16 protein-coding genes and 1 tRNA gene are annotated in these 20,034 nt (G+C 67.5%); 6 read left to right on the top strand and 11 right to left on the bottom strand.

Features of this window, described 5'->3' with window-relative positions:
• Window positions 1-68 precede the first annotated feature (68 nt).
• The 3 genes from bla to ACIA8C_RS16450 all read left to right on the top strand — a co-directional run bounded on the left by bla (window position 69) and on the right by ACIA8C_RS16450 (window position 3,719).
• Window positions 69-989 (top strand): class A beta-lactamase, encoded by a 921-nt coding sequence (gene bla / locus ACIA8C_RS16460; protein ID WP_397135305.1) that lies wholly within the window; start codon window positions 69-71, stop codon window positions 987-989.
• Window positions 990-1,905: 916 nt separating this feature from the next.
• Window positions 1,906-3,132 carry a cytochrome P450 gene (locus tag ACIA8C_RS16455; protein ID WP_397135302.1) on the top strand — a complete coding sequence of 409 codons (1,227 nt, stop codon included), beginning with the start codon at window positions 1,906-1,908 and terminating at the stop codon, window positions 3,130-3,132.
• 59 nt (window positions 3,133-3,191) lie between these two features.
• Complete coding sequence (locus tag ACIA8C_RS16450) at window positions 3,192-3,719, top strand: TetR/AcrR family transcriptional regulator (protein ID WP_397135300.1); 528 nt, start codon at window positions 3,192-3,194, stop codon at window positions 3,717-3,719.
• A gap of 57 nt (window positions 3,720-3,776) precedes the next feature.
• On the opposite strand, the gene ACIA8C_RS16445 is transcribed toward ACIA8C_RS16450, so the two are convergent.
• A complete protein-coding gene (locus ACIA8C_RS16445; protein ID WP_397135298.1) occupies window positions 3,777-5,012 on the bottom strand; it encodes an FAD-dependent monooxygenase in 1,236 nt (411 codons plus the stop codon).
• A 101-nt stretch (window positions 5,013-5,113) separates the two neighbouring features.
• Here ACIA8C_RS16445 and ACIA8C_RS16440 point away from each other — a divergent pair, with 101 nt between their 5' ends.
• Window positions 5,114-5,692: a TetR/AcrR family transcriptional regulator gene (locus tag ACIA8C_RS16440; protein ID WP_397135296.1), complete on the top strand. Its 579-nt coding sequence runs from the start codon at window positions 5,114-5,116 to the stop codon at window positions 5,690-5,692.
• On the opposite strand, the gene atzF is transcribed toward ACIA8C_RS16440, so the two are convergent.
• The 7 genes from atzF to ACIA8C_RS16405 form a co-directional block, all read right to left on the bottom strand.
• Window positions 5,675-7,423: an allophanate hydrolase gene (gene atzF, locus ACIA8C_RS16435; RefSeq protein WP_397135294.1), complete on the bottom strand. Its 1,749-nt coding sequence runs from the start codon at window positions 7,421-7,423 to the stop codon at window positions 5,675-5,677. The two genes, ACIA8C_RS16440 and atzF, sit on opposite strands and share 18 nt — an antisense overlap.
• 460 nt (window positions 7,424-7,883) lie before the next feature.
• The gene (locus ACIA8C_RS16430; protein WP_397135292.1) at window positions 7,884-8,387 is read right to left on the bottom strand and encodes a GNAT family N-acetyltransferase; all 504 of its coding nucleotides are present in this window, start codon (window positions 8,385-8,387) and stop codon (window positions 7,884-7,886) included.
• A gap of 183 nt (window positions 8,388-8,570) precedes the next feature.
• Window positions 8,571-9,299 (bottom strand): SDR family NAD(P)-dependent oxidoreductase, encoded by a 729-nt coding sequence (locus ACIA8C_RS16425; RefSeq protein ID WP_397135290.1) that lies wholly within the window; start codon window positions 9,297-9,299, stop codon window positions 8,571-8,573.
• Between the two features lie 81 nt (window positions 9,300-9,380).
• Window positions 9,381-10,571: a DUF418 domain-containing protein gene (locus tag ACIA8C_RS16420; protein WP_397135288.1), complete on the bottom strand. Its 1,191-nt coding sequence runs from the start codon at window positions 10,569-10,571 to the stop codon at window positions 9,381-9,383.
• Window positions 10,572-10,779: 208 nt separating this feature from the next.
• Window positions 10,780-10,853 (bottom strand) — tRNA-Pro (locus ACIA8C_RS16415).
• A gap of 81 nt (window positions 10,854-10,934) precedes the next feature.
• The gene (locus ACIA8C_RS16410; RefSeq protein ID WP_397135286.1) at window positions 10,935-12,632 is read right to left on the bottom strand and encodes a hypothetical protein; all 1,698 of its coding nucleotides are present in this window, start codon (window positions 12,630-12,632) and stop codon (window positions 10,935-10,937) included.
• 38 nt (window positions 12,633-12,670) lie between these two features.
• Window positions 12,671-13,633 carry a metallophosphoesterase gene (locus ACIA8C_RS16405; protein ID WP_397135284.1) on the bottom strand — a complete coding sequence of 321 codons (963 nt, stop codon included), beginning with the start codon at window positions 13,631-13,633 and terminating at the stop codon, window positions 12,671-12,673.
• Between the two features lie 159 nt (window positions 13,634-13,792).
• Here ACIA8C_RS16405 and ACIA8C_RS16400 point away from each other — a divergent pair, with 159 nt between their 5' ends.
• Complete coding sequence (locus ACIA8C_RS16400) at window positions 13,793-14,257, top strand: GatB/YqeY domain-containing protein (RefSeq protein ID WP_396991639.1); 465 nt, start codon at window positions 13,793-13,795, stop codon at window positions 14,255-14,257.
• Between the two features lie 55 nt (window positions 14,258-14,312).
• On the opposite strand, the gene ACIA8C_RS16395 is transcribed toward ACIA8C_RS16400, so the two are convergent.
• Window positions 14,313-16,682: a penicillin-binding protein gene (locus ACIA8C_RS16395; RefSeq protein ID WP_397135282.1), complete on the bottom strand. Its 2,370-nt coding sequence runs from the start codon at window positions 16,680-16,682 to the stop codon at window positions 14,313-14,315.
• Between the two features lie 359 nt (window positions 16,683-17,041).
• On the opposite strand from ACIA8C_RS16395, the gene ACIA8C_RS16390 reads away from it, so the two are divergent.
• Window positions 17,042-17,365 (top strand): WhiB family transcriptional regulator, encoded by a 324-nt coding sequence (locus ACIA8C_RS16390; RefSeq protein ID WP_014981178.1) that lies wholly within the window; start codon window positions 17,042-17,044, stop codon window positions 17,363-17,365.
• Window positions 17,366-17,460: 95 nt separating this feature from the next.
• On the opposite strand, the gene ACIA8C_RS16385 is transcribed toward ACIA8C_RS16390, so the two are convergent.
• Together ACIA8C_RS16385 and ACIA8C_RS16380 are read right to left on the bottom strand one after the other, a co-directional pair.
• Window positions 17,461-18,591, bottom strand: coding sequence for an ArsA family ATPase (locus ACIA8C_RS16385; RefSeq protein ID WP_397135280.1), 1,131 nt, complete (start codon window positions 18,589-18,591; stop codon window positions 17,461-17,463).
• Between the two features lie 73 nt (window positions 18,592-18,664).
• Entirely contained in the window at window positions 18,665-19,684 is a 1,020-nt protein-coding gene (locus ACIA8C_RS16380) for an ArsA-related P-loop ATPase (protein ID WP_397135691.1), read from the bottom strand.
• Window positions 19,685-20,034: the final 350 nt, after the last annotated feature.

Raw genomic sequence — 20,034 nt, 5'->3', positions numbered from 1 at the left:
AATAGCCGCAGGTCATTCGGACCGAAGTTCTGTTTGCGGGCCGTTGACTGGCCTGCCACAGTGATGGGATGTTTCGGCTGACGCGTGCTTCCCGGGTGGCCTTGGCCACCGCCGTTCTCGTTCTACCGTTGCTCGCCGCCTGCGGCACCGATACCCCTGCTGCGCATACCGACTCACCCAGCGCCAGCACGCAGGCCGACAATTCCGCCGCCGAGATCGCGGCGCTGGAGAAGCAGTACGCCGCGCAGATCGGCCTGTTCGCGGTCGACACCGGAAGCGGCAAGACGGTCGCCGCGGGCGGGGACGTGCGCTTCCCGTTCCTGTCCACCTTCAAGGGGCTGGCCGCCGCGGCCCTGTTGAAGGCCCACCCGCTCGACACCGGCTACTTCGATCGGGTCATCCACTACACCGCCGCCGATCTGCTCAGCTACTCACCGGTGACCAGCACCAAGGTGGCCGAGGGCATGACGCCTGCCCAGCTGGCCGACGCCGCGATCACGCAGAGCGACAACACCGCGGGCAACCTGCTGTTGCGCGAACTCGGTGGCCCTCGAGCACTTACCGACTTTTTGCGTACCCTCGGCGATCAGGTGAGCCGTCTCGATCGCTGGGAACCGGATCTCAATACCGCGATCCCCGGTGACGAGCGCGATACCACCACCCCGGCCGCGCTCGCCGCCGACTATCGCGCGGTCGTGCTCGGCGATGCCCTCGGTGCGCCGGAGCGCGAGCGGCTGACCGGTTGGCTGAAGGCGAACACCACCGGCGACAAGCGAATTCGCGCGGGCGTGCCCGCCGGTTGGACCACCGGCGACAAGACCGGCACCGGCGATTACGGCTGCGCCAACGACGTGGCGGTCACCTGGCCCGACGGTGCGCGCGCGCCCCTGGTCATCGCGGTGCAGTCCCGCAAGCCCGCCAAGGATGCCCAGCCGAGCAACGAGCTGGTCGCCGATGTCACCAAGACCGCGGTCAAAACGCTGAGCTGACGTTTCTCCGCTATCCGTCATTCATGGTGGCGGACAGCGGATCTCGGCGCGGTCGGGCGACAGCTCGGCGGGTGCGCAGCCCGGCGATGCCGATCGGCGACGATCGTGAAAATCGCCGCGAACCAAGAGAATCCGTTGACTTTGGCCGAGGCCCGGCGCCGAGATCTGGCCGGGCGGTCGTTGGGTGAGTGCGGTCGAATGAGACGCGCGTGCGACTATGTCACGACGCTACGACAGTGTGTAGTAGACCTAGCCGTTTTCGGCCAGGTTGCCGCCCACGGTTACAGCAGGCCCCACCAATAAAGCAGGCAGGCCAGTGCCCAGACCACCACGGTTTCCATTGTTGCTCCCAATCTCCTTGGCGCTCCTGCCTCCATCATCCGCTATCCGGGGCCGGTTGCTACAAACCCGGCACATTGGCCGCCCACATGGCCTTATTACCGGCGGCCTCGCACCTGCAAGGTGTTCTTAAGTCCGTGCTAAGCCCGCGCGTGCATTGTTTGTGTCAACACCGAACGCCCCGGGCGGGGGGGTTCCGGGGCTTCGGTGTTCTAGCCACCACCGGGGGTGGGGAACGGAGCGCGACCTGTCTTCGAGGGGTTGACAGGTCGGACTCCGGGGGAAGGGTGCTTGCCGGGCCGGTCCACGAGGGGTGACCGGCTCGGCGGGCCACTCGGGACACCGGACACGCTTTTCGCTGGCTCTTCCGGGAGCTGACCGGCAACGAGCACCGTGTTGCCACTGCTGAAGGTAACCGCTTGAGGCGCTTGCGCATCGCGAATGCGCGAGGCCGCGGGTGCGCGGCGACGGTCCCGACTCGAAAGGGCGGCCGGACCGGTTTCGGAGGGTGATCGGCCCGGCGCCACAAGTAGAACTTGTTCTAGACATAAATGTCTATTTGTCTTACCGTCACTACATGTTGATCGATGCGTATCGGCCCGCTCCCGTCTTCGAGCTCCGCTCCGGCGCCACCTGGACGTCGCCCTGGGGGATGTATGCCGCACTGCGCGAACAGGATCCGGTGCATCACGTGGTGCCGCCGACGCGTCCCGACAACGATTACTGGGTGCTCACCCGGCACGAGGACGTGTACGCGGCGGCCAGGGACAGCGAGACCTTCTCCTCGCGCGACGGGTTGACCGTGGAATACGGCGAGCTGGCACAGATCGGGCTCACCGACAACCCGCCGCTGGTCATGCAGGATCCGCCGGAGCACACCGACTTTCGCAAACTCGTCGCCCGCGGGTTCACCCCGCGCCAGGTCACCGAGGTGGAACCGGTGGTGCGCCGATTCGTCCGCGACCGCCTCGACCGGATCGCCGAGGACGGCGGCGGCGACATCGTCAAGCAGGTGTTCAAACCGCAGCCGAGCATGGTGGTGGCCTACTACCTCGGGGTGCCCGAGCCGGATCGGGCCCAGTTCGACGGCTGGACCGACGCGGTGGTCGCCGGCAGCATCGATCGCGCGCAAACCCAGGCACTGCCCGCCTCGATGGCGATGATGGGCTACTTCGCCGAACTCATCAAGCGCCGCAGGACCGATCCGGGGGAGGACACGGTATCGCTGCTGGTGCAGGCGGGCATGGCGGCGAACGACGCGGATGTGCGTGGCCTGGTGCAGATTCTGGCCTACACCTGGACGATGGTCGCCGGGGGCAACGACACTACGACCGGCCTGCTCGGCGGCGCGGTGCAACTGCTGCAACAACATCCGGAGCAACGGGCCGCGCTGGCCGAGGACAAGGACCGGATCCGCACGGCGATAGAGGAATTCGCCAGGCTGACCGCGCCGGTGCAGGGATTGGCGCGGACGGTCACGCGCGATGTCGAGTTGGGCGGCAGGGCAATTCCCGTCGGTCGCAAGGTGCTGCTGGTGTTCGGCTCCGCCAACCGGGACGAACGCGCCTTCGGTGCCGACGCGGCAGACCTCGATATCGACCGGAATCCGCAGCGAATACTCACCTTCGGGCACGGTCCGCACCACTGCCTCGGCGCCGCCGCGGCGCGGATGCAGGCCCGGGTGGCGCTGGAGGAACTGCTCGATCGCTTCCCGAACTTCGCGGTGGATATCGATGCGGTCGAATACGCTCCCGGTCCCTACGTCCGTCGGCCGACCACCGTCCCGTTCCGGTGTGTGGCGTGACCGGCGATTGGTTGGCCGACGGCCGCGCGGAACTGGCGAGCGAGCGCATCCTCGACGCGGTGCGCGCGCTGTTCATCGATAAGGGCGTCAGCGGCGTCGGCATGGCCGAAGTCGCCGAGGCCGCAGGGTGTTCCAGGGCGACGCTCTACCGCTACTTCGACAATCGACAAGCCTTGTATGTCGCGTTCGCCGGTCGGGAGGCGCGTCAAGTGGTCGAGCGGGTGTGGCGCGATCCTGTGGTCACGACTGCCGATGACCCTGGCGAGCAAATGCTGGACGGCTTCACCGCGTTGATCGCCGAGGTCCGTAAAACGCCGCACCTTGCGGTGTGGTTCGCGCCTGCCAATGCGGGAATCGTTGCCCAGCTGTCGAATTCATCCGAGGTGGTGGATGCCCTTGCGACCGACTTTGTCAGTGGCTTCCGTCCGGACCTGTCCGCGCCCGCCGCCCGCCGACTCGGCCAATGGTTCGTCCGGGTGATGGTGTCCCTGCTGACTCTGCCGGGTGCCGGCGAAGACGATGAGCGAATGATGCTCCGTAACTTCGCGCTTCCGTTCCTGCTCGATCAGCGAACGACCGTCGAGTAGCCACGGACGGCAACGACCGGAACCGTGCGGCACGGTTCCGGTCGTTGCGCGTCCGGACTACTGGTCGACGGTCTGCGCCGAGTAGTCGGGCAGGTCGTAGGACTCGGTCTTGCTGAGCATCTTCATCATCAGCGGCTTCATCACCTTCGAGGCCATCAGCTTGCTGACGGTCTGTCCCGCGCGAATCCCGAAGCTGGTCTTGGGGGTCATGGCCTTCAGACCGCCCGGCGGGAGTTCCTGGGCCTTCGCGATGAACGGGCGGAGCACCTCCTCGTAGCGGGCCAGCGCCTGCTCGGGATCGCCTGCGTGCATGGCGATTTCACCGGCGAGCACATACGCGCCGATCAGCGCCATCGCGGTGCCGTTGCCGGTGAGCGGCGAGCCGCAGTATCCGGCGTCGCCGAGCAGCACGACCCGGCCCTTCGACCAGGTCGGCATGTCGATCCTGGCCAGGTCGTCGAAGTAGAAGTCGGTCGCCTCGGCCATGGCGGCGGTGATCCTGGCCGCCTCCCAGGCGCCACCGGCCAGCCGCTGCCGGATCAGCTCCTGCTGGGCCGAAACGTCGCGGCGCAGTGCGGGATCGGCGTCGGTGCGGATCGTGACCAGGGCTTTGGAGGTTGCCGGGTCGGCGTCGGGACGCAGCCCGATATTGGTCGCGCCGACCAGCGAGTGCATGGTGAACCAGTTGTTCTCCGTGCTGTCGGGGGTCGGCAGGGTGAAGAAGGACATGTAGCCGCCGAGGTAGGTCGAGAACTGCTCCTCCGGACCGAACACCATGCGGCGGGTGCCGGAATGCAGGCCGTCCGCGCCGATCACGATGTCGAAGCGCTGCTGCTCGCCGGAGGCGAAGGTGACCTCAACGCCCGCCTCGTCCTGGTCGAGCTCGACGATCCACTCGCCGTAGCGGTAGTCCACACCGCCCTCCGCCGCCAGCGCGTCGAGCAGCACCTGGTTGAGATCGCCTCGGGTGAGCTCGATTTCGGCGACTGCGCCCTTGCCCTCGAACAGCTCGGTCGGCATCCGCACGACATCGCGGCCCGCGGCGTCCACGAACTTCATGCCGCGCTCGTCGAGCTGGTACTTGCGGATGCCCGGCATCAGGCCCATTCGCTCGGCCACCTCGCAGCTCGGCCCGCGCAGGTCGACGGCCTGACCGCCCGGTCGCGGCGCCTCGGCCCGCTCCACCACGGTGGGGCGGATGCCTGCCCGAAGCAGTTGCAGCGCGACCGCGTTGCCGCCGATGCCGCCGCCGGCGATCAGGACGCGGAGCTCGGTGGAGTGGTTGAGGCTCATGATCTTTTCCCTTGCTTGATCTGAATGTCTTAGACATATGTCTACACGATACTTGCACGTATGTCTAGTACAAATGTGTGAGACGCCCGTACAGTGGAGATATGGGAAACAGAGAAGCACTGCTCGCCGCCGCCCGCACCTGCGTCTATCAGCGCGGATTCGCCCAGACGACGGCACGCGACATCGCCACCGAGGCGGGCGTGAGCCTGGCCTCGATCGGCTACCACTTCGGCTCGAAGGAGCGCCTGCTCACCGAGGCCTTCACTCAGGCGACAGGTCACATGTTGGGTGACGAACTGGCGGAGCGGATTCGCGGCGCGGCGCGCGACCGATCACGGGCGCAGGCGTTTGCCGATACCTGGACCGGCGTCGAGGAACTCTTCGCCCGCCACCGCGACGGGATCGTCGCCAGCGCCGAGAACCTGATCCGTGGCCACCGGTCGATGGCCGCCGATCAGCTCCATATGGCGTCGGTCCACCAGCACGCGATCGCCGGATTCGCCGAGCTGGTCAGCGAACTGCACCCCGCGCTGACCGAGCCGCAGGCCCGCGCGATCGGCAAGCTGTACTTCGTTCTCGTGAACGGCCTAGCCCTGCAATGGATCAGCGATCCGTCCAGTCCGCTCCCCACCGGCGAGGAACTCGTCACCGCGATAGCCGCGCTAGCTCCCAACAGCTAGCGAAGCACGCTGTGCGCCGTGCTCGAGATAGGACTTCCAGCCGCCGAAGCTGGTGATGTCGGTGGACGTGGTGGCGGCGTCGTAGGTGCAGGCGAAGCCGATTACCGAACGGCCGTCGGACAATTCGATGCTGGTCAACGCCATAGGGGCGGGCAGGGCTGCGAGGAAGCTGCCGAGCCCGGCCTCGGAGACGCGGAACAGCTCACCGAGGATGGGCGCACCGAGACCGTCGCCGTGCCGGACGAGTCCCGGCTTCGGGGGTGTGGTGTTCAGCGCGGTCAGCCGGTACGCGTCGGTGGTGTGGATATCTCCGGCGAAGCGCGCGCCGATCTTTTCGAGCTGCCAGTGCAGTGGCTGGCCGCGCAGGTGTGCGCCGAAAACGGCCAGGTCGACGCCACGTTCGACCAGCAGCGGTGTGGTCTCGGCACCGAGTATGCGGGCGGCGAGATCGACGGCGACCTGGTCGGCGAAGGCGGGCGTCACCAGCATGACGCCGAAAGGCGCACCGGCGGCGGTGGATTCGCCGGGGATCGCGATCGCCGCTAGGTCGAGCAGGTTGCAGAAGTTGGTGTAGGTGCCCAAGCGTCTGTTGATGCCGACCGGGTCCGCCTGTACCGCCGCGATACTCGGGTGTTCGGTGGTTGTCGGCAGTAGCAGTGCGTCGAAACCGTTGAGCAGTTCGGCGGCGGCCGCGCGGGCGCGGGCCAGGGTGTCCAGATCGGCGGCGAACGCGGGACCTGTGGTGGCTCCGGCTGATTCGATGATCGCGGCGACCGTGGGATCGGCGCCTGCGGGTGCGGTATCCAGGAAGGTCCCGACCGCGGCATGGCGTTCGGCGACGATCGCACCGTCGTAGAGCAGGAGCGCGGCGTCGAGCAGGACGGAGATGTCGACCTCCTCGATCGTGGCGCCGGAATCCGCGACGACGGCCGCGGTGCGCGCGAACGCCTCCCGATACGGCCCGCTCAGCGCGGCCAGGTCCGCGGTGCGCGGAATCGCGATGCGCGCGGCCAGCGGCGCCGCCAGCCGGACGTCCGCGGGCCAGGCGCGGCTGCGCGGATCACGCGGTTCGGGGCCCGACATCACCGCCGCGGCCGCCACCGCGTTCGCGAGGTCTCGGGCGAAAACGGTGACCGCGTCGTAGTCCGCGCACGCGGGTACGACACCGTGCGCCGGAATCACGCCGAGCGTGGCTTTGACGCCGACGATTCCGTGCAATGCCGCCGGAACCCGGCCGGAACCCGCTGTGTCGGTGCCGATTCCGATGTCGGCGATACCGAGCGCCACCGCCACCGCCGAGCCCGAGCTGGAACCACCGGAGATCAGCGTGGGATCGTGCGCGTTCCGCACGGCACCGTACGGGCTGCGCGTGCCGACCAGCCCTGTGGCGAACTGATCGAGGTTGGTCTTGCCGAGCACGATCGCACCCGCCGCGACCAGCCGCTCGATCGCGGCCGCGGTCACCTCGGCGGTATACGCGAATTCGGGGCAGGCCGCGGTCGTCGGCAGCCCGGCGACATCGATGTTGTCCTTGACCGCCACCAGTACCCCGGCCAGCGCCAGCGAAGCGCCGTCGGCGAGCCTTTGCTCGACCGCCGCCGCCTCGGCGGCGACCGCACTCTCCGGGCGCAGGGTTATCCACACCTCGGGCCGATCCGCCTCGGCGATCCGCCGATACGCGGCGGTCACCCGCGCGGTGGGTACTGAGTTGCCTGGGACGCCGGTGATCATTCAGCCGACTCCGATCACTGCTAGTGGGGTGCCGACATGCCTGCAAACGCTATGGAGCTGGCGTTTCAGCAATATGACAACAGGTTAGTTGGCCGTAAGGATCTGCTCACCGCTGCCCGATTTCGCTCCGCTGGCGCTCTCGTTCACGGCTTGACCAATTCTGCTCTGAGCCCCGGATACGGATCGACGATATGGCGCGGAACAACCTCGCGGAGCAGGGATCGGGTTGGACGGCGCTCTTGGCAATCCGCTGAAACGGGCGCACACTTTTAGTTGGGCGGAGTTGACAGCGGGGATGGGAGGCTGGTGATCGGAATTCCGTGCGGCACAGCCCTATAGGCGGCCAGCGGCGGATCGGTAGCGCTGAAGAATAACGAGAGTTCCTGTGCCTGAAAGGCTTCGGTGGTCGGTAACGCGAGGCCACCGTGGGTGAGGGGCGTGGGTAGAACGCGGCCCTCGGTCAGGCGTTGGCGAGCTTGTACTCGAGCACATCGCGCGGTTCGCCTGCGCCGAAGTAGCGTTCTTCGTAGCCGGTCCAGGCGAAGCCGATGCGCCGGTACAGGTTGTATGCCGACTGGTTGGTCGGGCGGACGGTGATGCGCACGCTGCGCATCGCGCGCTGCCTACATAGGTTGATCGCTTCTTGTAGGAGGGTAGATCCGTAACCGCGGCCGCAACTGTGCGCGCGGACAGCGAGGCTGAGCAGCCAGCCGCGGCGATCCGGCGTGAGCGCGACGAGTACATGGCCGAGGACGATGCCGTCGACCTCCACGACCAGCCAATTGGCGCCGTGTAGATCGAAGAGCTGGCGCAACACGAAGTACGGGTAGGCCTGGTCGCCGAAGCGCTCGGCCTCGATCGCCGCGACATCAACGAGATCGGAAAGCTCGGCACTCCGATACACGGGCGACGGTTCCGCCATCGCGCTGCCCACTGTGCTCCCTTGCGCGGTAACACGAGTCATAAAACACAGCGTAAGCGTTTGCTCGGTCGGTCGAGGCGATCCCGGTGTGCACGATCCGGATCGAGATCGTTCAGGAGGAGTCTTGCGGCCGTATCGAGTCGTTAGGCCTGCGTTCGACCCGATTCGGCCCGCTGTTCACGTTGCCCGGGTTTCACCGGCGGTTTGCCTGCATAGCGGCAGTTTTCAGGCGGTGCCGCCGCCGACTCGAATGTGTTCGGCGGTCACCGCTTCGGCGTCGTCGCTCACCAGCAGGGCCACCGCCTCGGTGATCTCGGTTGAAGCGTTGACGCGGTCGAGGAATTTCGCCCCCGTGGTGTAACTCGTTTCGTGCTCGCTCTTTTCCGCGCTGTGCGCCGCCGCACCGGGGCTGACCGCGTTGACCGCGATGCGCCGCGGCGCGAACTCCGCGGCAAGCGCGCGAGTGAACTCCGCGATGGCGCTCATCGCCGCGTTGTCGACGGCGTTGCCGGGCGCGGCGCAGCATCCGACGGTGATGATGCGGCCACCGTCGGAAAGGTGGGCCGCGGCGAGCTGGATGCCGTAGAAAACGGCTTTGGCGGGAGCGACGAAGCCGAGGTCGAAGTCTTCTTCGGAAATCTCCCGCAGCGGTGCCGTTATCGCCGCCGTCGGGGTCTGTACCAGCACGTCCCAGTGCCCGCACTCGTCGAGCATGGCCTGGATCAGCTCCTCGTATTCGGCCCGATCGCCGATGTCGGCCGCGAGGGCAAGCGCCGAGCCGCCCGCGTGGGTGATCGCCTTGACCACGTCGGCGGCCGACTCCGGCGCGTGCGGATGCTGGATCACCACCCGCGCGCCTTGTCCGGCAAGGGTTTTGGCGATGGACTTGCCGATCCCGGTGTCGGCGCCGGTGATCAGGGCCGTCTTTCCGGTGAGCGGGCCGGTCATGGTCATGGCCTTGCCTTTCCGTCTGCGCCGCTGGGTGTTCAGCAGAGCAAGTATGCAGGCCGCGCCCACCCAAAATCGACTGCTTCGCTACGCCGTTCGGCTTTCCGCCGCGCGCCACGCCGGTCGGCGGGCGTTGGTGATCCACCGCAGCACCCACTCCGCGGGCCCATATCGGTAGTGGCGCAGCCACACTGCGCTGACCGCCAACTGTGCCACGAAAACGAGCAGCGCCACCGCCAGCGTCGCCAACGGTGAAAGACGGCCCGCGACACCGAATCCGATGCCGGTGAACAGCAGCAAGCCGATGGCCGATTGACCGAGATAGTTCGTCAGCGCGATCCGCCCGGCCGGCGCGAGTGCCGCGCGCAGCCAACCGGTGCGTGGGCTGTGCATAACTCGCAGCAGGGTCGCGACGTACGCGGCGGCCAGCAGCGGCGCGGTGAGGACGCTGACCGCGACGGGCAAGGCGTTGCCGGTACCGCCGCCGATCGTGAAGATCAGGCTGCCCGCCAGGCCGATCGGAAACCCGATCCACTGGATTCGGCGCAGCATCGGTTCGTCGCCGCGCACCTGCGCCAGCAGCTTCCGGCGACCGGCGACCATGCCGAGCAGGAACATGGCGAGCGCGGTCGGCCCTTGCAGCGTGATGGCTTGCAGGACAAGCAGTGGCAGTCCGGCGAGGTGGTCCCCGATGACGTCGCTCCACCCGCCGAGCAGCGCCGCGGTGGCCTGCCTGCCGTTGTCCTCGGCCTCGGCCGTCGAGGGCAAGACCGCCGACGTGTCCATGAGCAGGCCGCTCGCCAGTAGGCCGAGCAAGACGAACCCGTACAGCGCGGCGGCGACCCGCAGCGCGGTCCGATCGCCGACGCCGCGCATCCAGAACAGCACGAGGCAGGCGAGCGCGTAGGTGGTGAGCACGTCACCGCTGTAGAGGAACACGATGTGCAGCACGCCGAGGACGAACAGCCCGACGATCCGGCGCAGCATGCGTGGTTCGAAGGCGGCACCGGCCCGCGCCGCCGAGGTCATCTGCAGCGTGAAGCTGTAGCCGAACAGGAACGAGAACAGCAGATAGAACTTCATGTCGACGAACACCGACGACAGCGCGCGAACCAGGTCGTCGAGCGACGAGTCGAAGGCGGGGTCGGTCACCAGATTGCCGGGATATCCGGAGGACATGAACGTGATGTTGACGATGAAGATCCCCAGCAGCGCGAACCCGCGCAGTGCGTCTACGTCGTGGATTCGGGCGCGAGTCGAGACCAGCTGATCGGTCATGGGTGTCCGACTTTCAGTTATCGGGGGAAATTAAGTATCTGGCAGATAGTATATGGCAGATACTAACTTGGCGCGCAATAGGGGAAGACCCTGAAAGGCCCGTTTGGATGGGATCTTGTGCTGCTGTTTGCGCGTGCGGCAGGCTCCGGAAACGGGTCTGCCCCCTGCCGGTGAGGGCAGGGGGCAGACCGTTCGTCTCAACCACGAGTCGGGGTGACAGGATTTGAACCTGCGACCTCTTCGTCCCGAACGAAGCGCGCTACCAAGCTGCGCCACACCCCGTGAATCGAACCTGGACTACCTTACAACAAGGACGGTGTAGACGTTAAACCGCCTGCTCAGTGGGGTATTCCTGGCGGGAGGTCAGGCGTCGTGCGGGCGGATGCTCGTGAAGATGCGCTTGGCGGTGTCGGCGTCGAGCGCGTTGGGGACGCCGGTGTCGGCGGCGATCACCATGACGAAGCTGCCGTTTTCGGTAGGGAAGGCGGCGGTGTAGATGGAGTACGCGGTGGCGCAGCCGGGCTTGGCCTGGGTGACGGTGCCCTTGGTCTCCACGAACATGCCGCGCTGCGAACCGTCCAGCGATTCGAGCGGGACGGGCGGGGCCGGGTGGGCGTCGACGGAGGCGGTGTAGGCGACTTTGGCGGTCCGGGTGCCGATATCGGTTGCGGCGGTACCGGAATCGGCGTCCTTCGAGCCGGTGAGGAACGACGCGGTCCGGGTCGATCCGGGGCAGTAGCCCTTGCCGTCGCTGGCATAACCCTTGCCCGCCACCGCGTTCGGCGGCTCACCGAACCCGCCGATGGCGGTCTCCGGTGCGATCGTCCAGCCTGGCGGCACGTCGTAGGCCGCGCCGCGATCGGGCGCGACAACGACCTGGTAGCCGGGGACGACCGGATTCTCGTGGCGGCCCGAGCTACTCGGGGTCGGCGGTGCGGTGGTGACCTTCGACGGTGTCGGTTGCGCACCTTCGCTGGTGGTGAGCGCGCTCACCATGGAGGGCGAATTGCGTTGCGAGTCGGCATTGTTCGACCCACGCTCGGCCAGCGTCACCGCGGTCACCGCGCCCGCGGCGACCAGCAGCACCACCAATCCGATCAGCAGCATCGCCTTCCCGCGCCCGCCCGGCGGTGGCCCGCTCGCGCCGTGGCCGGGCGGCAGGTGCTGTGGCGGCGGCCCGCCGAACCCGCTCTGTGGCGCGTACGCACCGGCCGACGGCTGTCCGTACTGCGGTGCGGCATAAGCCGGCGCGGGAGCCGCAGACTGCCATTGCGGCGTGGGATCGGGCTGGCCTAGTCGAGTGGCGTTGGGATATCCGAGGATGGTCGGTGCCGCTTCGCCCGGCGAGTTAGGGCTCGGCTCGGCGGTGCCGAGGCTCGGCTGCCAGAGGCCGACCGGCTCACCGGTACCGCGAGACTGCGGCTGTGCCAACAGCGTCGGGTCGGCCTGCCCTGGTGCCTGCCACTGCGCCGGAGCACCGGCGACCGGCTGTGCCATGACGGTCGGGTCGGCGCGGCCGACGGTGGGCGCCTGCCACTGCTGACCGCTGGCCTGCTGCCACGATGCGCTGGGCGTGGCACCGCCACCGCTCGGCTGCCACTGCGAGTTCGATGCCGGAGTCGATCCACCCGGCTGCCACTGTGCGTTCGTGGCCGGAGCCGACCCGGCGTTGCCCCACTGCGGGTTTGCCGCGGGAGCCGATCCGCCCGGCTGCCACTGCGTGGGCTGGGCGGTCGGACTCGGCTGCCACTGATAGTTGGGTGCCTGCTCCGGCTGCCCTTGCACGGTGGGGTCGGCGCCCGGTGCGTTCGCCCCCGGCTGCCACTGGACGGTCGGATCGGGCTGCCCGGGCGCGGGCGCCGGTTGCGGCCATTGCACCTGCTCGTGGAAACCCGAATCCCGTTTCCACGGCCGCGCGGGTGCGGGCTGCTCGGCGGTTTCCGCGTCCGACCCGGCCGGATCGGATTGGTCTGCGCCGTAAGACTGTTGCTGATATGGGTGCGCCGCACCGGGCTGGCCCAGAACGGTCGGGTCGTTGCGCCGGTCGTCGAATCCACTCACAGTTGTCCCCTGCCTGACACACGTCTCGGCACGCGACCTTAGCGGGCGACGGCCTCCGAGGTGGACACGCCCTGGCCGGTGTCGGCCGACGGCCGCTTCGGCGGCGCGGCGACCAGCGTCAACAGGGTGGCCTCCGGGCGGCAGCAGAAGCGGTACGGCGCCCACGGCGAGGTACCGACGCCCGCGGAGACGTGCAGCTGGGTGTGCTCGCCCCACTTGGACGCGCCCTTGACCCGGGACCGATCGATGCCGCAGTTGGTGACGAGCGCGCCGTACCCGGGCAGGCACAGCTGACCGCCGTGCGTGTGCCCGGCCATCACCAGGTCGTAGCCGTCCTCGGCGAAGCGATCGAGCACGCGCGGCTCGGGGGAGTGGGTGAGGCCGATGCGCAAGTCGGCCAACGGGTTCGGCGCGCCCGCGATGGTGTCGTAGCGGTCGCGGTGCAGATGCGGGTCATCGACGCCCGCGGTGGCGATCCGGATGCCCGCGACCTCGAGGTCGCGGCGGATGTGCGTCAGGTCCAGCCAGCCGCGCTCGGTGAAGGCCGCGCGCAGGTCCTTCCACGGCAGCGGGGCGCCGTAGACCCGGCGGTGATCCTTCTTGAAGTACTTCATCGGGTTCTTCGCCACCGGCGCGAAGTAGTCGTTGCTGCCGAAAACGAAAAGCCCCGGGCGGGAAAGCAATCCGCCGAGGGCCTGGACTACCGCGGGTACCGACTTCTGGTGCGAGAGGTTGTCACCGGTGTTGATGACCAGATCCGGCTCCAGCCGATCCAGTTCACGCAGCCACTGCTGCTTACGCTGCTGGCCTGGCGTCATGTGCAGATCACTGATGTGTAGCACCCGCAGCGACGACGACCCCGGCGCAAGGACCGGCATCGTGGCCTCCCGCAGAACGAAGGCGTTGCGTTCGACCAACGAGGCGTAGCCGATTCCGGCCACGGCCGCCCCGGCGGCTCCCAACGCGGTCGTGCGGACAGCAGAGGTCGAGATTACGGGCATTTGCCCAGCATAGGTGACCCCGTTGCGGAACGCCGAGTGTGTTTACGCACAAGCGCTTGCATTGCGGCCATCGATCCACCCCGTAAAACAGCGCCACGATTCGCCGCAGCTGCGCAAATGTGGTGGGCGGGTTGCGAGCGACCGGCTACCGTGAGCCTCATGTCGGAACTCAAAGCGCAACTGCGGACGGACATGACCGCCGCGATGAAAGCCAAGGACACGCTGCGTCTTGCCACGCTGCGGATGCTGCTCGCCGCCATTCAGACGGCCGAGACCGCAGGCTCCGAGGCGCGCGAACTCTCCGATGCCGACGTGATCGCCGTGCTGCAGAAAGAGGCGAAGAAGCGCAGCGAGTCGGCCGAGATCTACACCCAGAACGGGCGCGGAGAGCTGGCCGCCAACGAACACGCCGAGGCCAGGATCATCGACGAATACCTGCCAACCCAGCTCAGCGAGGCGGAGGTCGCCGATGTCGCCGACACCGCGATCGCGCAGGTTGCCGAGGAACTCGGCGAGCGGCCGGGCATGCGCCAGATGGGCCAGGTCATGAAGGTCGCCACCGCGCTTGCGGAGGGCAAGGCCGATGGCTCGCGCCTGTCCGCAGCGGTGAAATCCCGACTCTGAACCGGTGATTCCCACGTGAAGGGCCGCGAACCTGATTGGTTCGCGGCCCTTTTCGTCAACGTGGGATGGGAATGGGGATCGGGATGGGCGGCAACAGCGGTGGCGGTGGCAGCCCCGGGATCCCCGGCGGACCCGGTGGTGGGCCCGGCGGCGGCGCGGCCCGTTGCGTGCCGTCACTGATGTAGAGCGTGATCACCGAACCCGGAATCGCCGATCCGTTCGGCGAGGTCCCCATCACGGTGCCCTTGGCCTGCGCGCCGGGACCGGTCACCGGCGTCACCTGGAAGCCTGCGCCGACCAGTGCCGCGGTCGCCTGGCCCTGGGTCTGGCCTGTCACGTCGGGCACCTGCGCGTTGTTCGATCCGCGGACGTACTTGTCGTCCAGCGGCGGCAGCGCCGGCGGCGGGAAACGGTTGAGCACGGGCTTGATGGAGTTGAACCAGGTCCGCGCGGGTTCGTTACCGCCGAACAGGTTTCCGTCGCCGCAGTTGCGCAGCGGGAACGAGCAGATCTCGCCGGGCGTCGGGCTGTCGCCATAGACGTAGGTGGCGGCGGCCAGCGAGTTGGTGAAGCCGACGAAGGCCGAGGAGCGGTGGCTCTCGGTCGTTCCGGTCTTGCCGGACAGCGGTGCGTTCCAGCCCGCGGACTGCGCGGCGCCCGCCGCGGTGCCGCTGACGTCGTCCTTGCTCATCGCGTTGGCCAGGGTGTTGGCCAGGCCGGGCTCGATGACCTGCTCGCAGGCCTGCTGGGTGAGCGGCACCTGCTTGCCGGACCGGTCGACGACCTCTTTGATCGGATTCGGCGGGCACCACTTACCGCCGGAACCGAGGGTCGCGGCGACATTGGACAGCTCGAGTGGGTTGATCGCGACCGGGCCGAGGGTGAACGAACCGAGGTTCTGTTCCTTCATCATGTCGGCCAGGCTCTGGTTGCCGTGGCCCGAGCTGCCCGCCTCGGTGTAGGAGCGCATGCCGAGCCGGACGGCCATGTCGACGGTCGGCGTCACGCCGACGGCCTGGATCAGCTTGACGAACGCGGTGTTCGGCGAGGTCGCCAGCGCCTCGGTAACCGACATCGGCGATTTGTACTTGCCCGCGTTCTCCACGCAGTAGGTGGCGACCGGGCAGCCGCGCGCACCACCGTTACCCATGCCCTTGGCTTCGAACCGGGTCGGCACGTCGAGCTGGGCGTTGATGCCGAGGCCCTTTTCCATGGCCGCGGCGGTGGTGAAGATCTTGAAGATCGAGCCCGCGCCGTCGCCGACCATCGCATACGGCTGCGGCTGCACGGTTTCGTTGGCGTCGCGGTTCAAGCCGTAGGTGCGGCTGCTCGCCATGGCGAGCAGCGGATGCGAGTCCTGGCCCGGCGCGACCACCGACATCACCTGCGCGATGTTGTCGAGGTTCGGGTTGGCCGCGTCGGTCACCGAGCGCTTGACCGAGTCCTGCACGGCAGGGTCGAGCGTCGTCTTGATCAGGTAGCCGCCCTTGTCGATCTGCTCCCTGCTGATGCCCGCGTTGGCCAGGTATTGAATGGCGTAGTCGCAGAAGAAGCCGCGGTCATTGGCCGCGATGCAGCCGCGGGGCAGGCCCTTGGGCTCGGGCAGCACGCCGAGCGGCTTGGTCTTGGCCTCGCGGAACTCGTCGGCGCGGCTGGGGATGTTCTGGATCATCGTGTCCAGCACGGTGTTGCGCCGGGCCAGCACGCCCTCGGAGTTGCTGTACGGGTTCAGCTTCGAGGAACTCTGCACCATGCCGGCGAGCATCGCGGCTTGGGACACGTTCAGGTCGGAGGCGTCGACGCCGAAGTAGGTCTGCGCCGCGTCCTGGATGCCGTAGGAGGAGTTACCGAACGGCACCAGGTTCAGGTACCTGGTGAGGATCTCGTCCTTGGTCAGCTCGCGGTCCAGGGTGAGCGCCATCCGGATCTCGCGGATCTTGCGCGCGGGGGTGGTCTCGATGGCGGCCCGGCGGTCGGCGTCGGTCTTGGCCACGACGAGCAGCTGGAAGTTCTTCACGTACTGCTGGTCGAGCGTCGAGGCGCCCTGCTGGACCTCGCCGCTGCTGGTGTTGGTGAGGAACGCGCGCATCGTGCCCTGCCAGTCGACACCTGCGTGTTCGGCGAAGCGCCGGTCCTCGATGGAGACGATCGCCAGCTTCATGTCGTTGGAGATCTTGTCGCTGGGAACTTCGAAGCGGCGTTGCTCGTAGAGCCAGGCGATCGGTGTTCCATTCGCGTCGACCATGGTCGAGACGGCGGGCGCGGTGCCCTCGACCAGTTCCGAGGACACGTTGTCGACGGCGTCGGCGGCCCGGTTCGAGACGAATCCGAAACCACCTGCGAGCGGGAACATCAACCCGGCGACGAGCACGGCGGCCAGCACGCAGCTGCCGGCCAGCCTCGCGAGCGTTTGTGTGATCGGCACGAACCCCAGCCTACGGGGTGGGGTCCGAGCGCTCTTCCGTGCGTTTACCCGAAGGCGATTCGTACGAACGATTGGGCGTGTCGCGGGGGCGAGTCTGGCGTGTCGCGGGACGGCGCGCCGCGAATGTGCCGGACCTGCCGCCGCTTGCGGCATTTTGCAGGGACGGACGTACCAAAAATTCCGGGGGCGGTCTTGCGCTAGGGCCATACCTTTACCTAGATTGAGAACCCAGTGTGATAGAGCTAACACTCAAAGTGGAATGTGGTGCAGAGCGCAGCGGGGTTTGGGTTGCTGCGACGCTGACACGCGATTCTGGAGCGCCGTTGACCCGGTGTTCGGACTGCAAAGGGGCACACCAAATGCACATGACAACCCCCATCGCTCGATTGGACGTGGAGCAGGCCGAAGCAAGGATCGCCTGGGTAGCCCAGGCCCGATGCAAGGAAGTGGATCCCGATCAGTTGTTCGTCCGCGGGGCTGCGCAGCGCAAAGCCGCGACGATCTGCAGGCACTGCCCGGTGCTGATGCAGTGTGGTGCCGACGCACTCGACAATCGAGTGGAGTTCGGAGTGTGGGGCGGTATGACCGAGCGGCAGCGTCGCGCGCTGCTCAAGCAGCATCCCGAGGTGACCTCCTGGGCCGACTTCTTCCAGGCCCAGCGCCAGCATCAGGTGGCAATGTAGCCCCGGTGACCATTCGGAACTGAGCCTGCTGACGCGGGCTCAGTTCCGTTTAAAGCGCAATTACTTCCGTTTGCAATAGCCGATGCGTCTATGTATCAAGCAGATGCTCGGTTACCGGTCAGTTGGTCACCGACCGCGCGCAGCGCCTCCAGATCCGACACTTCGAACGGCAACGCGGTCACCGCCACGATCGGTACCCGCGGATGCGCTCCGGTAAACCGGTGCAGCAGATGCTGTTCGCGCTTGTCGGTGGCGACCCGCCTGGCATGGATGCGCAGCACGGCCGAGGTGAGCGGATCGCTCTCGGCCAACTGCTCGGCCACCGTCAACGCGTGACCGCCGGAGAGCGAACTGAGTGCCGGATGCGTCCGGTTGAGGACCAGCCCGGCCAACGGCATCCGCTCGGTGGATAGCCGGTCGACGAAGAACGACGCCTCGCGCAGCGCGTCCGGCTCCGCCGCGGCAACCACCAGGAAGTGCGTGCCCGGCTTGGAGAGCATCGCGTAGGTGCGGTCCGCTCTATCCTGGAAGCCGCCGAACAACGAGTCGAGCGACTGCAGGAAGTTCGACGCGTCCTTGAGCATCTGCCCGCCGACGATGGTGGACACCCCGCGCACCGCAAGGCTCATCGCGCCGGTCACCAGCCTGGTGACGCCGCGGCCCGGCGCCATGATGACCCGGATCATCCTGCCGTTCAAGAAGTTTCCGAGCCGCTTCGGCGCGTCCAGGAAGTCGAGCGCGTTGCGCGACGGGGGCGTGTCGACCACGATCAGGTCCCACTCCTTGCGCCCGGCCAGCTGACCGAGCTTCTCCATCGCCATGTACTCCTGTGTCCCGCCGAACGAGGACGCGACGGTTTGATAGAAGGGGTTGGCGAAGATCTGCTCGGCCTTGTCCGGGCTGGTGTGCTCGAGCACCATGTCGTCGAAGGTGCGCCGCATGTTCAGCATCATCGCGTGCAGCTCGCCCTTGGCTTCCGGGCCGAGCGGCACCCGCTGCGGGGTGTTGCCGAGGTCGGCGACGCCGAGTGACTGGGCCAGTCGCCGGGCCGGATCGATGGTGAGAACGACCACCTTTCGACCCTGCTCCGCCGCGCGCAACGCGATCGCGGCGGCGGTGGTCGTCTTACCGACGCCGCCGGAGCCGCAGCAGACCACCACCTTCGCGGTCCGATCGTCGATGATGTCCGAAACATCAAGCGACGCGGCCACACTCGGCGTGCTCATGACTCCGCCTCGCCGACGCTCGGCTCCGTCATGCGCACCCCGATGGCGGCTGTGCTGTTGGTTCGCTCGCGCACTATCGGACCCCTTGTTTACTGAGATGTTCGGCCAATTCATAGAGGCCACCGAGGTCCATGCCCTCCGGCAACGCGGGCAGATACATGCGAGACACGTCGACCTTGGCGAGCTCATCGGCGCTGTCGTCCTGCGCCTGCAAAGTCGCCGCGTGCTCGATGGTTTCGGTGATCAGCCCCTGGAAGTCTTTGTCGGCCAAGGTGATCCCCGCCGCAGCCAAACCCGCGCGGACGGCATCGGTGTCCACCTCGCCCTGTGCGGCCTTGGCACGCAGCTCGAACGGCAACTGCCCCTCGGTGGCGCGGTTCACGATCACCGTGCCGATGCGCAGATCCGCCGCCTTCAACTCCGCGACGGCGTCGGCGGTCTCCTGCACCGGCAGCGCCTCGAGCAGGGTGACCAGGTGGATCATCGTCTGATCCGAGTGCAGCAGCTTGGAAACGCCCTCGGCCTGCGAGGCGATCGGCCCGCCCTTGGCCACCTCCAGCATGGCCTTGGTGACGTCGAGGAACCCGGCGATCCGGCCGGTCGGCGGGGCGTCCACCACGATCTCGTCGTAGACCCGCTTGCCCGACTTGTCCACCCGGACCGCGGTCTCCTTGATCTTGCCGGTCAGGATGACGTCACGCAGACCGGGCGCGATGGTGGTGACGAACTCGATGGCACCCATCCGGCGCATCGCCCGGCCCGCGAAGCCGAGGTTGTAGAACATGTCCAGGTATTCGAGGAACGCGTGCTCGATGTCGAGCGCGAGCGCGATCACCTCGCCGCCGCCGTCTGCGGTGGCGATCCTGGTCTCGGTGGGCGGCAGCGGCGGCAGATCGAACAGCTGGGCAATGGACTGCCTGCTCTCCACCTCCACCAACAGCACCCGGCGCCCACCCGCGGCCAACGCCAACGCGAGTGCCGCGGCCACCGTCGACTTGCCGGTGCCTCCCTTTCCGGAGACATAGTGCAAGCGGGCCTTTTCCGCGCGCTTCGGCCACCCTGTTTCCAGCTTCGGCTCCGCCGAAAGAGGCACTGCTGTTGGTACTCCCACGCTCGCGAGCCTATAACCCGTTCTGAGATCGCGCCCGAGGGATCCGCCTAGTGCCTGGTCCAGCGCGTGTGTCTGTACCAGACAGCACCCCGGTTGCGCTATGGGCAACACACGGTTTCCCTCGCTCTGCTCCGCACGGTGCCGCCGCATGACCCGCCACCGAGCCCCTCGGCAGACCACCGGTTTCGAGTGCAGGACTTTGCTCTGTTCCGCACGGTGCGGCCGCGTGACCCGCTACCGAGCCCCTCGGCAGACCACCGGTTTCGAGTGCAGGACTTTGCTCTGTTCCGCACGGTGCGGCCGCGTGACCCGCTACCGAGCCCCTCGGCAGA

The sequence above is a fragment of the Nocardia sp. NPDC051321 genome (genome assembly GCF_044455225.1).
Taxonomy (GTDB): Bacteria; Actinomycetota; Actinomycetes; order Mycobacteriales; family Mycobacteriaceae; genus Nocardia.
The sequence above is the reverse complement of the archived record's forward strand: the minus strand, read 5'-3'. Positions and strand labels throughout refer to the sequence as shown.